This is a genomic window from Ilyobacter sp. (assembly GCF_041583315.1).
In the GTDB taxonomy this organism is placed as follows: Bacteria; Fusobacteriota; Fusobacteriia; order Fusobacteriales; family Fusobacteriaceae; genus Ilyobacter.
In genome coordinates, this window is sequence record NZ_JBFHGC010000012.1 from 1 (window position 1) to 13,351 (window position 13,351).

At 37.3% G+C, this 13,351-nt stretch carries 25 protein-coding genes; all 25 read left to right on the forward strand.

The genetic code is table 11. The features are described 5' to 3' along the window. Window positions 1-12 precede the first annotated feature (12 nt). Window positions 13-1,197, forward strand: a complete 1,185-nt coding sequence (tuf, locus tag ABZA26_RS00975) for an elongation factor Tu (RefSeq protein ID WP_372712653.1) — start codon at window positions 13-15, stop codon at window positions 1,195-1,197. 217 nt (window positions 1,198-1,414) lie between these two features. After that, a complete protein-coding gene (gene rpsJ / locus ABZA26_RS00980) occupies window positions 1,415-1,726 on the forward strand; it encodes a 30S ribosomal protein S10 (RefSeq protein ID WP_013388245.1) in 312 nt (103 codons plus the stop codon). A gap of 187 nt (window positions 1,727-1,913) precedes the next feature. Beyond that, window positions 1,914-2,540, forward strand: coding sequence for a 50S ribosomal protein L3 (rplC, locus tag ABZA26_RS00985; protein WP_372712654.1), 627 nt, complete (start codon window positions 1,914-1,916; stop codon window positions 2,538-2,540). A gap of 32 nt (window positions 2,541-2,572) precedes the next feature. Continuing rightward, window positions 2,573-3,205 (forward strand): 50S ribosomal protein L4, encoded by a 633-nt coding sequence (gene rplD, locus ABZA26_RS00990; RefSeq protein ID WP_372712655.1) that lies wholly within the window; start codon window positions 2,573-2,575, stop codon window positions 3,203-3,205. Beyond that, the gene (gene rplW / locus ABZA26_RS00995) at window positions 3,205-3,492 is read left to right on the forward strand and encodes a 50S ribosomal protein L23 (RefSeq protein WP_372712656.1); all 288 of its coding nucleotides are present in this window, start codon (window positions 3,205-3,207) and stop codon (window positions 3,490-3,492) included. The genes rplD and rplW overlap by 1 nt, the downstream gene beginning before the upstream one ends. A gap of 85 nt (window positions 3,493-3,577) precedes the next feature. After that, window positions 3,578-4,408 (forward strand): 50S ribosomal protein L2, encoded by an 831-nt coding sequence (gene rplB, locus ABZA26_RS01000; protein WP_372712657.1) that lies wholly within the window; start codon window positions 3,578-3,580, stop codon window positions 4,406-4,408. 26 nt (window positions 4,409-4,434) lie between these two features. Continuing rightward, window positions 4,435-4,716, forward strand: coding sequence for a 30S ribosomal protein S19 (gene rpsS, locus ABZA26_RS01005; RefSeq protein WP_319371412.1), 282 nt, complete (start codon window positions 4,435-4,437; stop codon window positions 4,714-4,716). A 47-nt stretch (window positions 4,717-4,763) separates the two neighbouring features. Then, the gene (gene rplV / locus ABZA26_RS01010) at window positions 4,764-5,096 is read left to right on the forward strand and encodes a 50S ribosomal protein L22 (RefSeq protein WP_372712658.1); all 333 of its coding nucleotides are present in this window, start codon (window positions 4,764-4,766) and stop codon (window positions 5,094-5,096) included. 17 nt (window positions 5,097-5,113) lie between these two features. Beyond that, entirely contained in the window at window positions 5,114-5,770 is a 657-nt protein-coding gene (gene rpsC / locus ABZA26_RS01015) for a 30S ribosomal protein S3 (RefSeq protein ID WP_372712659.1), read from the forward strand. A 2-nt stretch (window positions 5,771-5,772) separates the two neighbouring features. Beyond that, entirely contained in the window at window positions 5,773-6,204 is a 432-nt protein-coding gene (gene rplP / locus ABZA26_RS01020) for a 50S ribosomal protein L16 (protein ID WP_320047327.1), read from the forward strand. Beyond that, the gene (gene rpmC / locus ABZA26_RS01025) at window positions 6,194-6,376 is read left to right on the forward strand and encodes a 50S ribosomal protein L29 (protein WP_372712660.1); all 183 of its coding nucleotides are present in this window, start codon (window positions 6,194-6,196) and stop codon (window positions 6,374-6,376) included. The genes rplP and rpmC overlap by 11 nt, the downstream gene beginning before the upstream one ends. Before the next feature lie 40 nt (window positions 6,377-6,416). Next, window positions 6,417-6,668 (forward strand): 30S ribosomal protein S17, encoded by a 252-nt coding sequence (rpsQ, locus tag ABZA26_RS01030; RefSeq protein WP_372712661.1) that lies wholly within the window; start codon window positions 6,417-6,419, stop codon window positions 6,666-6,668. 30 nt (window positions 6,669-6,698) lie between these two features. Further along, window positions 6,699-7,067 carry a 50S ribosomal protein L14 gene (gene rplN / locus ABZA26_RS01035; protein ID WP_319371409.1) on the forward strand — a complete coding sequence of 123 codons (369 nt, stop codon included), beginning with the start codon at window positions 6,699-6,701 and terminating at the stop codon, window positions 7,065-7,067. A 57-nt stretch (window positions 7,068-7,124) separates the two neighbouring features. Beyond that, the gene (rplX, locus tag ABZA26_RS01040) at window positions 7,125-7,430 is read left to right on the forward strand and encodes a 50S ribosomal protein L24 (protein ID WP_372712671.1); all 306 of its coding nucleotides are present in this window, start codon (window positions 7,125-7,127) and stop codon (window positions 7,428-7,430) included. Window positions 7,431-7,448: 18 nt separating this feature from the next. Then, window positions 7,449-8,000, forward strand: coding sequence for a 50S ribosomal protein L5 (gene rplE, locus ABZA26_RS01045; protein WP_372712662.1), 552 nt, complete (start codon window positions 7,449-7,451; stop codon window positions 7,998-8,000). A gap of 21 nt (window positions 8,001-8,021) precedes the next feature. Further along, on the forward strand, window positions 8,022-8,309 hold the full coding sequence (rpsN, locus tag ABZA26_RS01050; RefSeq protein WP_372712663.1) for a 30S ribosomal protein S14: 288 nt from the start codon (window positions 8,022-8,024) through the stop codon (window positions 8,307-8,309). 25 nt (window positions 8,310-8,334) lie between these two features. Continuing rightward, window positions 8,335-8,730 (forward strand): 30S ribosomal protein S8, encoded by a 396-nt coding sequence (gene rpsH / locus ABZA26_RS01055; protein WP_372712664.1) that lies wholly within the window; start codon window positions 8,335-8,337, stop codon window positions 8,728-8,730. Window positions 8,731-8,755: 25 nt separating this feature from the next. After that, on the forward strand, window positions 8,756-9,292 hold the full coding sequence (gene rplF, locus ABZA26_RS01060) for a 50S ribosomal protein L6 (RefSeq protein WP_372712665.1): 537 nt from the start codon (window positions 8,756-8,758) through the stop codon (window positions 9,290-9,292). A gap of 29 nt (window positions 9,293-9,321) precedes the next feature. After that, entirely contained in the window at window positions 9,322-9,690 is a 369-nt protein-coding gene (rplR, locus tag ABZA26_RS01065; protein WP_372712666.1) for a 50S ribosomal protein L18, read from the forward strand. Between the two features lie 24 nt (window positions 9,691-9,714). Further along, on the forward strand, window positions 9,715-10,218 hold the full coding sequence (rpsE, locus tag ABZA26_RS01070; protein WP_013388227.1) for a 30S ribosomal protein S5: 504 nt from the start codon (window positions 9,715-9,717) through the stop codon (window positions 10,216-10,218). 12 nt (window positions 10,219-10,230) lie between these two features. After that, window positions 10,231-10,410, forward strand: coding sequence for a 50S ribosomal protein L30 (gene rpmD, locus ABZA26_RS01075; RefSeq protein WP_013388226.1), 180 nt, complete (start codon window positions 10,231-10,233; stop codon window positions 10,408-10,410). Between the two features lie 7 nt (window positions 10,411-10,417). Then, window positions 10,418-10,900: a 50S ribosomal protein L15 gene (gene rplO / locus ABZA26_RS01080; RefSeq protein WP_372712667.1), complete on the forward strand. Its 483-nt coding sequence runs from the start codon at window positions 10,418-10,420 to the stop codon at window positions 10,898-10,900. Window positions 10,901-10,948: 48 nt separating this feature from the next. Further along, entirely contained in the window at window positions 10,949-12,229 is a 1,281-nt protein-coding gene (gene secY / locus ABZA26_RS01085; RefSeq protein ID WP_372712668.1) for a preprotein translocase subunit SecY, read from the forward strand. A 197-nt stretch (window positions 12,230-12,426) separates the two neighbouring features. After that, window positions 12,427-13,068 (forward strand): adenylate kinase, encoded by a 642-nt coding sequence (locus ABZA26_RS01090; RefSeq protein WP_372712669.1) that lies wholly within the window; start codon window positions 12,427-12,429, stop codon window positions 13,066-13,068. A gap of 27 nt (window positions 13,069-13,095) precedes the next feature. Beyond that, window positions 13,096-13,351 (forward strand): M24 family metallopeptidase (locus ABZA26_RS01095; protein ID WP_372712670.1); only part of this gene is annotated, 256 nt, incomplete at its 3' end.

Sequence of the window (13,351 nt, forward strand, 5' to 3'; positions counted from 1 at the left end):
AGGAGGATTGAAATGGCTAAGGAAAAATTTTCAAGAACGAAACCCCATGTAAACGTAGGAACAATAGGACACGTTGACCATGGAAAAACGACAACAACTGCAGCGATCTCAAAAGTACTTGCTGACAAAGGACTTGCTAAGAGAGTAGACTTCGCAAACATTGACCAGGCACCAGAAGAGAGAGAAAGAGGAATCACAATCAATACAGCTCATATAGAGTATGAAACAATAGCAAGACACTACGCTCACGTAGATTGTCCAGGCCATGCTGACTACGTAAAGAACATGATCACAGGAGCAGCTCAGATGGATGGAGCTATCCTAGTAGTATCAGCAGCAGACGGACCAATGCCTCAAACAAGAGAGCATATCCTTCTTTCAAGACAGGTAGGAGTACCTTACATCGTAGTATACCTAAACAAAGCAGATATGGTAGATGACGAAGAGTTATTAGAATTAGTAGAGATGGAAGTAAGAGAGCTTCTAACAGACTACGGATTCCCAGGAGACGACATTCCTGTAATCGCAGGATCATCATTAGGAGCACTTAACGGTGAACCTCAATGGGTAGCTAAAATCGAAGAGCTAATGGACGCAGTAGATTCTTACATTCCATCACCAGAAAGAGCTATCGACCAACCATTCCTAATGCCAGTAGAGGACGTTTTCACTATCACAGGTAGAGGAACAGTAGTAACTGGAAGAGTAGAAAGAGGAGTAGTTAAAGTAGGAGAAGAGGTTGCTATAATAGGTATCAAAGATACTCAAAAAGCAGTTTGTACAGGAGTAGAGATGTTTAGAAAGCTTCTTGATCAAGGAGAAGCTGGAGATAACATCGGAGCACTACTAAGAGGAATCAAGAAAGAAGACGTAGAAAGAGGACAAGTTCTTGCTAAGCCAGGAACAATCACTCCACATACAGGATTCACATCAGAAGTATACGTACTAACAAAAGAAGAGGGTGGAAGACATACTCCATTCTTCTCTGGATACAGACCACAATTCTACTTCAGAACAACAGATATCACAGGAGCAATCGCTCTACCTGAAGGAGTAGAAATGGTAATGCCTGGAGACAACATAGAAATGACAGTAGAACTGATTCACCCAATCGCGATGGAAGAAGGACTAAGATTCGCAATAAGAGAAGGTGGAAGAACTGTAGCTTCTGGAGTAGTTGCTACAATCACTAAGTAATAAAATACTTATATAAAAATTATCGGGGAAGCTCGTGTTTCCCCGATAAAATTTGTTTTGGAACCACATTTGAAACAAAGGGGAAAAACTTTATTATTCTTTTCAAAAAAGACTTTGTTATTTTTGGAGAGTGTGATATAATCTCTAAAGTGTGTGAGCAGCGGATGTTTGACGTCCCTGACCTATTGATAAATTTTACAGGAGGTGCAAGAGATAGATGGCTTCTAATAAATTAAGAATCTATTTAAAAGCTTATGATCACGCATTGTTGGATCAGTCGGCAAAAAGAATTGCTGAAGTTGCTAAAAAGTCTGGTGCGGAAATCGCAGGACCTATGCCACTACCAACAAAGATTAAAAAGTACACAGTACTTAGATCTGTACACGTGAACAAAGATGCTAGAGAGCAGTTCGAAATGAGAGTGCATAAAAGAATGGTAGAGATCAAAAACTCAAGCCAGAAGACAATCTCTTCATTAACAGCGGTTAACTTACCAGCTGGTGTTGGAATCGAAATTAAGCAAGCTTAATTTCTGACAGAAAAGAGCGCAGATCAGCTGATTATCGGGTAATTGGGGTTTTAAAAACGCGAGTCTTTAAAAACCTATAGTTATCCTTACAGAATAATACAAGTTGGCGGTACTTTTTTTAAAAGTTAAGTCGTGGAACCACGAGGAGAAGTTGTCAACCAATATATTATTTGATGGAGGTAAAAGAATGGCAGGAATTTTAGCTAAAAAAATTGGAATGACTCAAATTTTCGAAGATGGAAAATTCGTTCCAGTAACAGTTGTAGAAGCGGGTCCTAACTTCGTTCTTCAGAAAAAAACTGAAGAAAAAGACGGGTATACTGCTCTTCAATTAGGATTTGACGAAAAGAAAGAAAAGAACACTACTAAACCAATGATGGGTATCTTCAACAAAGCTGGGGTTAAACCTTTAAGATTTGTTAGAGAGCTTAAGGCTGATTCAGTAGAAGGATATGAGTTAGGACAAGAAATCAAAGTTGACATATTAGATGGTGTTGAGTTTGTAGATATCAGAGGAACTTCTAAAGGTAAAGGTACTGCAGGGGTTATGAAGAGACATAACTTCTCAGGAAACAGAGCCACTCACGGGGTTTCTAGAAACCACAGACTCGGAGGTTCTATCGGACAATCATCGTTCCCTTCAAAAGTATTGAAAGGTCTAAAGATGGCTGGAAGATATGGAAATGCTGCAGTAACAGTTCAAAACTTAAAAGTAGTTAAAGTTGATGTAGAAAACAACTTACTATTGATAAAAGGTGCGGTTCCTGGACCGAAGAACGGTTACATTGTAGTAAAGCCAGCTATAAAAAAATAACTGGTTAGTAGATTTGAGGAAGGAGGATAATGATGGCAGTTTTAAACATATATAACTTAGCAGGAGATCAAACTGGTACTCTTGAAGTTAAAGATACAGTGTTCGGAATCGAGCCAAACAAAGCGGTACTTCATGAAGTGTTGACTGCTGAACTAGCAGCTGCCAGACAAGGAACTGCTGCTACGAAAACGAGAGCAATGGTTAGAGGTGGAGGAAGAAAACCTTTCAAACAAAAAGGTACAGGTAGAGCTAGACAAGGTTCTACAAGAGCCCCTCACATGGTAGGTGGAGGAGTTACATTCGGACCTCAGCCTAGATCTTTCGAAAAGAAAGTTAACAAAAAAGTTAGAAAAGTTGCACTTAAGTCAGCTTTGTCTGCTAAAGTTGCAGAAGGAAGTATTGTAGTTTTAGACGGGACTATTGAAGCTCCTAGAACAAAAACTATAATGGCTCTAACAAAAGCTTTAGAAGCTAACACAAAACAACTGTTTGTGGTTAACGATCTTGCTAACGATGCAGATTTCAACCTGTATCTATCAGCTAGAAACCTTGAAAATGCGGTTGTTCTTCAACCTAATGAACTTGGTGTTTACTGGCTTCTTAAGCAAAACAAAGTAATCATAACAAAAGAAGCACTAGCTACTATTGAGGAGGTGCTTGGATAATGACTGTTTATGACATAATAAAAAAACCAATCATCACAGAAAAAACTGAACTTCTTAGAAGAGAGTTCAACAGGTATACATTCGAAGTAACACCTAAAGCAAACAAGATCCAAATCAAAAAAGCTGTAGAAGAGATTTTTAATGTAAAGGTTGAATCTGTAGCTACTCTCAACGTTAAATCTGTTGTGAAAAGACACGGAGCTAAACTTTACAATACACAGGCTAAGAAAAAAGCTGTAGTGAAGCTTGCTGAAGGGAATACAATTACTTACTTTCAAAATGTTTAATCTATAATTTAAGGATTTAGATGAACGGATTAAAGATAATTATAGGTCTAATTATCGAAAATTTTTTTTCGGAGGTTAAAGAGAAATGGCAATCAAAAAAATGAAAGCTATGACTAACGGTACAAGACATATGTCTAAAATTGTCAATAAAGAGTTAGACATGGTAAGACCTGAAAAGTCTTTAACTGTACCTTTAAAATCTGCTTATGGTAGAGATAACTACGGGCACAGAACAGCTAGAAACAGACAAAAAGGACACAAAAGACTTTACAGGATAATAGATTTTAAAAGAAATAAGTTAGACATACCAGCAAGAGTTGCGACTCTTGAGTATGATCCAAACAGAACAGCAAACATAGCTCTACTTTTCTATGTTGACGGAGAAAAAAGATACATACTTGCACCTAAAGGACTAAAGCAAGGTGACGTAGTAATGGCTGGTTCAAACGCTGAAGTTAAGCCAGGAAATGCTATGAAACTTAAGGATATGCCTATAGGTACACAAATCCACAACATAGAGCTTCAAATCGGAAGAGGTGGACAGCTAGTAAGATCTGCAGGAACTGCTGCAAGACTTATGGCAAAAGAAGGAACTTACTGTCATGTAGAATTACCTTCTGGAGAAGTTAGACTGATCCACAAAGAATGTATGGCTACTATTGGTGAAGTAGGAAATTCTGAGCACCAACTAGTTAGTATCGGTAAAGCTGGTAGAAACAGACACATGGGTAGAAGACCTCATGTAAGAGGATCTGTAATGAATCCTTGCGATCACCCTCACGGTGGTGGAGAAGGAAGAACACCTGTTGGTAGAAAAGGACCAGTTACTCCTTGGGGTAAACCGACACTTGGATACAAAACTAGAGGAAAGAAATCTTCGGACAAATTTATCGTAAGAAGAAGAAACCAAAAGTAATTTTCGAGAGAGGAGGCTAACACGTAATGGCAAGATCGTTAAAAAAAGGACCTTTCTGTGACCACCACTTAATGAAAAAAGTTGAAGAGGCAATTGCTTCTGACAATATAAAAGCAGTAATTAAAACTTGGTCAAGAAGATCGACAATATTCCCTAACTTCATCGGGTTGACTTTTGGAGTGTATAACGGAAAGAAACATATACCAGTACACGTGACTGAACAAATGGTAGGACATAAAATGGGAGAATTTGCTCCAACAAGAACTTACTATGGTCACGGTGTAGACAAGAAAAAGAAGAAGAAATAATTCAGTAGAGTTATCAATATATTAGAGAGATAAAGGAGGTGCGACTAGTGGAAGCTAGAGCAACGACCAAATATGTAAGACTATCTCCTCAAAAAGCTAGACTAGTAGCTGACTTAGTGAGAGGTAAATCAGCTTTAGAAGCGTTAGATATATTACAGTTCGCAAACAAAAAAGCTGCGACAATTATCAAAAAAACATTAGCATCAGCAATTGCTAATGCGACTAATAACTTTGATATGGATGAAGAAAAATTAGTTGTATCTACAATAATGATAAATCAAGGTCCGGTTCTTAAAAGAATCATGCCAAGAGCTATGGGTAGAGCTGATATAATCAGAAAGCCTACAGCACACATTGTAGTAGCAGTATCTGAAAAGTAGTTTAAGGAGGTAAGACTGTGGGACAAAAGGTAGATCCTAGAGGGTTAAGACTTGGAATAACAAGAACTTGGGACTCTAACTGGTATGCAGATAAAAAAGAATATGCTAAGTACTTCCATGAAGATATGACTATCAGAGAAGTTATTAAGAAAACTTATTTTCACGCAGGGGTTTCTAAGATCAAAATAGAAAGAACTTCACCTTCACACGTGGTTGTTTTTATTCATACTGCAAAAGCAGGTATAGTGATCGGAAGAAAAGGTGCTGAAATAGAGTCTCTTAAGAAAAAGTTAGAAACTCTGACTGGAAAGAAGCTTACAATAAAAGTACAAGAAGAAAAAGGTTTCAATACAGATGCAGTTCTTGTTGCTGAAAACATCGCAACTGGAATCGAGAGAAGGGTTGCTTATAAAAGAGCAATAAACCAAGCTGTAATGAGAGCAATGAGAGCAGGAGCTAAAGGTATAAAAGTAATGGCTTCTGGAAGACTTAATGGTGCTGAGATAGCGAGAAGCGAATGGGTAGTAGAAGGTAAAGTACCTCTACATACACTAAGAGCTGACATCGACTATGCGACAGCTACAGCACAAACAACTTACGGAGCGCTTGGAATTAAAGTTTGGATCTTCCATGGAGAAGTTCTTCCAAGTAAGAAGGAAGGAGGCGACAAGTAACCATGTTAATGCCTAAAAGAACTAAACACAGAAAAATGTTTAGAGGTAGAATGAAAGGTAAAGCACAAAAAGGTAATACTGTTGCTTTTGGAGATTTTGGACTAATGGCAATGGAGCCTCATTGGATTACAAATAGACAAATAGAATCTTGTAGAGTAGCTATCAACAGAACTTTCAAAAGAGAGGGTACTACTTATATCAGGATATTCCCTGACAAACCTATTACTGCAAGACCTGCAGGGGTAAGAATGGGTAAAGGTAAAGGTAACGTTGAAGGTTGGGTAGCAGTTGTAAAACCTGGAAGAATCATGTTTGAGGTTTCAGGAGTAACTGAAGAAAGAGCTCTAGAAGCATTAAGAAAAGCTACTATGAAACTACCTATCAGATGTAAAATTGTAAAAAGAGAGAATGGTGGTGAAACTAATGAGAGCTAAAGAGATAAAAGATATATCAACTGAAGACTTAGTTGTTAAATGCAAAGAGCTTAAGGAAGAACTTTTCAACCTGAAGTTCCAACTTTCATTAGGTCAACTTACTAACACTGCAAAAATCAGACAAGTTAGAAGAGACATTGCAAGAATTAAAACTGACTTAAACGAAAGATAATCTCATTGTATAGATAAGTCCTAAGAAGGAGGTTAGAATTTTGAGAAACGATAGAAAAGTTAGAGAAGGGATTGTTGTTTCTGACAAGATGGACAAAACCATCGTTGTTTTAGAAGAATCATCGAAACTACACCCTATCTACAAGAAGAGAATGAAATCATCAAACAAGTTCAAAGCACACGATGAAAATAATGTAGCTAAAACTGGTGATAAAGTTAAAATTATGGAAACTAGGCCATTATCTAAAGATAAGAGATGGAGACTAGTTGAGATTATAGAAAAAGCTAAATAATCCCAATTATTTTGAGAGGAGGATATTTTAATGGTACAACAACAAACTATCCTTAATGTTGCTGATAATTCTGGTGCCAAAAAAATAATGGTAATCAGAGTACTAGGTGGTTCTAGAAGAAGATTTGGTAAAATCGGTGACATTGTTGTGGCATCAGTTAAAGAAGCATCACCTGGCGGAAACGTTAAAAAAGGAGATGTAGTAAAAGCTGTTATAGTTAGAACAAGAAAAGAATTAAGAAGAGAAGATGGTTCTTACATCAAATTTGATGATAATGCTGCAGTTGTTTTAAACAACAACTTAGAAGCAAGAGCTACAAGAATCTTTGGCCCAGTTGCAAGAGAGCTAAGAGCTAAAAACTTTATGAAAATAGTTTCCCTTGCACCAGAAGTAATATAATCAGAGAGGAGGCTATCAATCGTGGCTAGACCTAAAGTAAAATTCGTACCTAACAAAATGCACGTTAAGACTGGAGACACAGTTTATGTGATTTCAGGAAAAGATAAAGGTAAGACTGGAAAAATACTACAAGTATTTACTAAAAAAGGTAAAGTTGTAGTAGAGGGAATAAATGTAGTAACTAAGCATATGAAGCCAACTCCAATGAACCCACAAGGTGGAGTTGTAACTAAACCAGCTCCTATTTTCTCCTCGAAAGTTATGCTGTTTGATGAGAAGGCTGGAAAACCTACAAAAACTGGATTTAAATTTGTGGATGGGAAAAAAGTAAGATACTCAAAAGTATCAGGAGAAGTTTTATAAGAAGGGAGGATAACGTAAGTGTCTAAATACGTTTCTAGATATCATAAGTTTTACAATGAAGAACTGGTTGCTACTCTAATGAAAGAGTTAGGACTAAAAAATGTAATGGAATGCCCTAAGCTAGAAAAGATCGTAGTTAACATGGGTGTAGGAGAAGCTACTCAAAACTCAAAGCTTATCGATGCAGCCCTAAGTGATCTTACAATTATTTCTGGACAGAAGCCGATAATAAGAAAAGCTAGAAAGTCTGAAGCAGGATTCAAACTTAGAGAAGATATGCCTATCGGTGTAAAAGTAACTCTAAGAAAAGAAAGAATGTACGACTTTTTAGATAGATTAGTAAACGTAGTGCTTCCAAGGGTTAGAGATTTCGAAGGAGTTTCTGCAAATGCTTTTGACGGAAGAGGAAACTATTCAATAGGTCTTAGAGACCAATTAGTTTTCCCTGAAATCGATTATGATAAAGTTGATAAACTACTTGGAATGTCTATCACTATCGTTTCTTCTGCCAAGTCGGATGAAGAAGGAAGAGCTTTACTTAAGGCATTTGGAATGCCTTTCAAAAAGTAATTAGTGAGGAGGTTAAAGTAAATGGCTAAAAAGTCAATGATCGCTAGAGACGTCAAAAGAGCCGAACTTTGCGATAAATACGCTGTTAAAAGAGCAGAATTGAAAAAAAGAGTTAATGACGGTGATATGGAAGCTGCATTTGAGCTTAATAAATTACCAAAAAATGCGTCACCTGTTAGAAAAAGAAACAGATGTCAATTAGATGGTAGACCAAGAGGGTACATGAGAGAATTTGGAATCTCGAGGGTAAAATTTAGACAATTAGCCGGTGCTGGTTTAATCCCTGGTATTAAGAAGTCATCTTGGTAATTGATAGGAAGGAGGATTTTCGTAGATGTATTTAACAGATCCAATAGCTGATATGTTAACAAGAGTAAGAAATGCCAATGCAGTAATGCATGAAAAGGCAGATGTCCCTCATTCGAATGCAAAAGAAAGAATCGCTGAGATTCTTAAAGAGGAAGGATATATTTCTAACTTTAAAGTAATAACTGATGGAAATAAAAAGAATATAAGAGTATATCTTAAGTATTCTGGAAAAGAAAGAATTATTAAAGGAATAAAGAGAATTTCTAAGCCTGGAAGAAGAGTTTATTCTTCTGTAGAGGAAATGCCTAGAGTATTATCTGGTTTAGGAATCGCTATAGTGTCTACTTCTAAGGGGATCATTACTGATCAAGTAGCTAGAAGAGAAAACTTGGGTGGAGAAGTACTTGCATTCGTTTGGTAATAAAAGCATAGGAGGTGCACAATAAATGTCAAGAGTAGGTAGAAAACCTATTTTAGTGCCTGCTGGTGTTGAAGTTACAGTTAACGAAGACAATCAAGTTGCTGTAAAAGGACCAAAAGGGACTTTAACTAATGAATTTTCAAAAGAATTAACTATAAACATTGAAAACAATGAAGTTGTTGTTGGAAGACCTAATGATCTTCCACAAACAAGAGCACTCCACGGGACAACTAGAGCCCTTATCAACAACATGGTAACAGGAGTAACTGAAGGCTTCAGAAAGACTCTTAATCTAGTAGGTGTAGGTTACAGAGCAGCAGAAAAAGGAAAGGGTTTAGAGTTGTCTTTAGGATACTCTCATCCAGTTCTTATCAATGAAGTTGAAGGAATAACATTTACTGTAGAAAAAAATACAGTTATTCACATAGACGGAATTGAAAAACAGGTAGTCGGGCAGATTGCTTCTGAAATCAGAGCAAAAAGAGCTCCTGAGCCATATAAAGGAAAAGGTGTTAAGTACTCGGACGAGGTTGTAAGAAGAAAAGAAGGAAAAAAATCGTAAGGTAGCTTGACAAAAAGGAGGTAAGTCAGTTGTTTAAAAAGGTTGACAGACAAGCTGTAAGAAAAAGAAAACAATTATCTATCAGAAGTAAGATTTCTGGTACAGCTGAAAGACCAAGACTTTCTGTATATAGATCTAACGATAACATCTTTGCTCAAATTATCGATGACGTTAATGGAACTACACTAGTAGCTGCATCAACAGTTGATAAAGAGATCAAAGCAGATGTTAAACACGGAGGAAATGTTGAATCTGCTGTGTTAGTAGGGAAAGCTATTGCTGAGAGAGCTACAGCTAAAGGAATAACTAACATTGTATTTGACAGATCTGGATATGTATACACAGGAAGGATTGCTGCTCTTGCTGAAGCTGCAAGAGAAGCAGGTCTAAAGTTCTAATTCTTGTAGAGAGGAGGATATCACTTGTCTAAGTTTGTAAATAGAGAAGAAAAACAATTTGAAGAAAAGATACTAACTATATCTAGAGTTTCTAAAACTACTAAAGGTGGAAGAACTATATCTTTCTCAGTTCTGGCTGCGGTTGGAGATGAGAACGGTAAAGTAGGTATAGGATTAGGAAAAGCTAACGGCGTACCTGATGCAATCAAGAAGGCTATCGCTGCTGCAAAAAGAAATATGATCACAGTATCTCTTAAAGGAACTACTATTCCTCATGAAATCATTGGAAAATGGGGAGCCACTTCAATATGGATGGCTCCGGCTCATGAAGGTACGGGAGTAATAGCAGGTTCTGCTTGTAGAGAAATTCTAGAGTTAGCAGGGTTACATAACATCCTTACAAAGATCAGAGGATCTAGAACTAAGGGTAACGTTGCAAGAGCGACTATAGAAGGTTTAAGAGAGCTTAGAACAGCTGAGCAAATCGCTACTTTAAGAGGTAAAGAAGTAAAGGATATCTTAAGCTAGGAGGTAAGTATAATGGCAAAGCTTAGAATTAAGCTTGTAAAAAGCATGATCGGAAGAAAGCCTAACCATATAGCAACTGTAAAGTCGCTAGGGCTTAAGAAGATCAATAATGTTGTAGAACTAGAAGCAACACCTGATATCGTAGGGAAAGTTCATTTAGTATCTTACCTACTCAATGTAGAGGAGGTGTAACAAAAGAATGAAGTTAAACGAATTAAAGCCTTCTGTACCTAGAAAAGACAGGAAAAGAATCGGAAGAGGAGAATCTTCTGGTACTGGTAAAACTGGTGGTAAGGGAAGTAATGGTCAGAAGTCAAGATCAGGTTCTTATGTTCATCCTGGATTTGAAGGTGGACAAATGCCTTTAATCAGAAGAGTGCCTAAGAGAGGATTCTCTAACTCACTTTTCAGAAAAGATTATGCAGTTGTTAACCTTGATACTTTAAACAGATTTGAAGAAGGATCTGTAGTGACTCCAGAAGCTTTAAAAGAAGCTGGAATCATAAAAAAAATGATGGCTGGACTAAAAGTTCTTGGAAAAGGATCTTTAGAGAAAAAGCTTACGGTAAAAGCTCATAAAATTTCTATATCAGCTAAAGAGGCTATAGAAGCTCAAGGCGGAGTAGTAGAAATCATAGAAGTTAAGACTTTTGCTGACATCGCTGGAAACAATAAGAAATAGAAATTCACCATAGTTATGGTTTTTAGTAAAGAGGCGGGGTGAAGAGTTTTGACTTTGTTAGAAAGATTCAATGATAAGGTACAAGCCATAGGCAAAATACCTGAGCTGAAACAAAAGATTATCTTCACTCTGTTGATGTTCTTAATAGCCAGAGTAGGGACTCATATCCCTGCTCCTGGCGTGGACATTGACAGGTTAGCATCAATGACAGCTCAGAATGATCTTCTTGGCTATATAAATATGTTTTCTGGAGGAGCCTTTCAAAGAGTCTCCATTTTTGCGCTTGGAGTAATGCCCTACATCAATGCATCCATCGTGGTGAGTTTGCTGGCAGTTATTATTCCTAAGCTGGAAGAGATTCAAAAAGAGGGTGAATCCGGAAGAAACAAGGTCACTCAGTGGACCAGATATCTGACTATTGTGGTTGCAATGATACAAGGTTTTGGTGTATGTATGTGGCTGCAGTCTGCAGGTCTTGTAACAACTCCAGGATTTGGATTTGTCACAACAACTGTTACAACACTCACAGCAGGAACAGTATTTCTTATGTGGGTGGGAGAACAGATATCTTTAAAAGGTGTAGGAAACGGGATTTCTCTTCTGATATTCTTAAATGTAATATCTAGAATGCCATCTACAGTTGTACAAACAGTACAAAATATGAAAGGCAGTAAATTCCTTATTCCTATTCTTGTGATCGTTGCAGCTTTTGCAATTTTAACTGTAGCTGGAATAGTAGTATTTCAACTGGGACAGAGAAAAATACCTGTTCATTATGTGGGAAGAGGGTTTAGCGGTAAAGGCGGAGTAGCTCAAAGCACTTACCTTCCATTAAAACTTAATACTGCAGGTGTAATGCCGGTAATCTTTGCTTCGGTACTTATGATGATTCCGTCTCTGATAGTGAGTTCATTACCAGCAGATATGCCTGGAAGAATAATGTTAGGAAGATTATTTACTCAAACTCATCCAGTTTATTTAATAACTTATGCAGCTTTGATTATGTTCTTCTCATTTTTCTATACGGCTATTATGTTTGATCCTGAAAAAGTTGCAGACAACTTGAAACAGGGCGGAGGAACTATCCCAGGAATAAGACCTGGAGAAGAGACAGTTGTATATTTGGAAAAAGTTGTTACAAAGATCACCTGGGGAGGAGCAGCATTTCTTGCGGCAGTTTCGGTATTCCCTATAGCTATATTTAGTTCAATGGGACTTCCAGTATTTTTTGGAGGAACAGGAATTATAATAGTTGTGGGTGTGGCACTTGATACTGTTCAGCAGATAAACGCCAACCTTGTAATGAAAGAATATAAAGGGTTTCTATAAACCCATGGGACACGGCTTAGCTCGTGTCCTTTTTATATTAGTTTTAAATTTCAGTACTGCCTCAATGAAATATAAGTAAAAAGTCCATATTAAAGTAGCATCCCTATAAAAGCTTTAAAAAAAGTGCATTTTAAAGGGATTTATAGTATAATAGCTACTGTGTAAATATAAAAAATGAAGAGGAGATGAGTGTCTGAATGAATATTATGTTATTTGGTGCTCCAGGAGCAGGGAAAGGGACCCAGGCTAAATTTTTAATCGAAAAATACGGAATCCCTCAAATCTCAACTGGAGATATACTAAGATCTGCAATCGCAGAAGGAACAAAGATGGGACTAGAAGCTAAAAAATACATGGACGAGGGAAAACTTGTTCCAGACTCTACAATTATTGGAATAATAAGAGACAGACTGGCACAAGAAGACTGTAAAAAAGGATTTATCCTTGACGGATTCCCTAGAACTCTTGCCCAGGCAGAAGCTTTGGAAGAGCTTATGAAAGGTATGAACATATCTTTAGATAAGGTAATATCTCTAAACGTACCAGATAGTATGATAGTAGGAAGAATAACAGGAAGAAGAGTATGTAAAAGCTGCGGAGCATCTTTCCATGTGGAGTTTAATCCTTCTAAAGAGGAAGGAAAGTGTGACTTCTGCGGGGGAGAGCTTATAACCAGAAAAGATGATACTGCAGAAACAGTAGAAAAAAGACTGGGAGAATACCACTCGCAAACAGCACCACTTTTTGATTTTTACAAGGCAAAAGGTATCCTTGCAGAACTTGACGGAACAAAAGATGTAGCTGAAGTGACTGAGGATATAGTTTCCATCCTTGGGTAGTTCCTTCAGAAACGAAAGGATTGAAATATGATTGTTTATAAAACTATAGATGAAATAAAAAAGATAAAAGAAGCTAATCAGATAATAGCCCGTCTCTATGAAGAAATTTTACCAAGGCACATAAAGGCAGGTATTTCCACACTGGAAATAAACAAAATCATAGAGAATTATATAAGATCTCAGGGAGCTTTTCCTGCCAGTATAGGGGTGGGAGGACCTGAGAATGCATATCCTGCAGGGTCTTGTATATCTGTAAATGAGGAAGTTGTCCACGGAATACCAC

What these genes read in the sequence shown, in the direction of transcription:
- tuf (WP_372712653.1), top strand. Translation starts at nt 13, where the DNA reads ATGGCTAAGGAAAAATTTTCAAGAACGAAACCCCATGTAAACGTAGGA.
- rpsJ (WP_013388245.1), top strand. Translation starts at nt 1,415, where the DNA reads ATGGCTTCTAATAAATTAAGAATCTATTTAAAAGCTTATGATCACGCA.
- rplC (WP_372712654.1), top strand. Translation starts at nt 1,914, where the DNA reads ATGGCAGGAATTTTAGCTAAAAAAATTGGAATGACTCAAATTTTCGAA.
- rplD (WP_372712655.1), top strand. Translation starts at nt 2,573, where the DNA reads ATGGCAGTTTTAAACATATATAACTTAGCAGGAGATCAAACTGGTACT.
- rplW (WP_372712656.1), top strand. Translation starts at nt 3,205, where the DNA reads ATGACTGTTTATGACATAATAAAAAAACCAATCATCACAGAAAAAACT.
- rplB (WP_372712657.1), top strand. Translation starts at nt 3,578, where the DNA reads ATGGCAATCAAAAAAATGAAAGCTATGACTAACGGTACAAGACATATG.
- rpsS (WP_319371412.1), top strand. Translation starts at nt 4,435, where the DNA reads ATGGCAAGATCGTTAAAAAAAGGACCTTTCTGTGACCACCACTTAATG.
- rplP (WP_320047327.1), top strand. Translation starts at nt 5,773, where the DNA reads ATGTTAATGCCTAAAAGAACTAAACACAGAAAAATGTTTAGAGGTAGA.
- rpmC (WP_372712660.1), top strand. Translation starts at nt 6,194, where the DNA reads ATGAGAGCTAAAGAGATAAAAGATATATCAACTGAAGACTTAGTTGTT.
- rplN (WP_319371409.1), top strand. Translation starts at nt 6,699, where the DNA reads ATGGTACAACAACAAACTATCCTTAATGTTGCTGATAATTCTGGTGCC.
- rplX (WP_372712671.1), top strand. Translation starts at nt 7,125, where the DNA reads ATGCACGTTAAGACTGGAGACACAGTTTATGTGATTTCAGGAAAAGAT.
- rpsN (WP_372712663.1), top strand. Translation starts at nt 8,022, where the DNA reads ATGGCTAAAAAGTCAATGATCGCTAGAGACGTCAAAAGAGCCGAACTT.
- rpsH (WP_372712664.1), top strand. Translation starts at nt 8,335, where the DNA reads ATGTATTTAACAGATCCAATAGCTGATATGTTAACAAGAGTAAGAAAT.
- rplF (WP_372712665.1), top strand. Translation starts at nt 8,756, where the DNA reads ATGTCAAGAGTAGGTAGAAAACCTATTTTAGTGCCTGCTGGTGTTGAA.
- rpmD (WP_013388226.1), top strand. Translation starts at nt 10,231, where the DNA reads ATGGCAAAGCTTAGAATTAAGCTTGTAAAAAGCATGATCGGAAGAAAG.
- rplO (WP_372712667.1), top strand. Translation starts at nt 10,418, where the DNA reads ATGAAGTTAAACGAATTAAAGCCTTCTGTACCTAGAAAAGACAGGAAA.
- ABZA26_RS01090 (WP_372712669.1), top strand. Translation starts at nt 12,427, where the DNA reads ATGAATATTATGTTATTTGGTGCTCCAGGAGCAGGGAAAGGGACCCAG.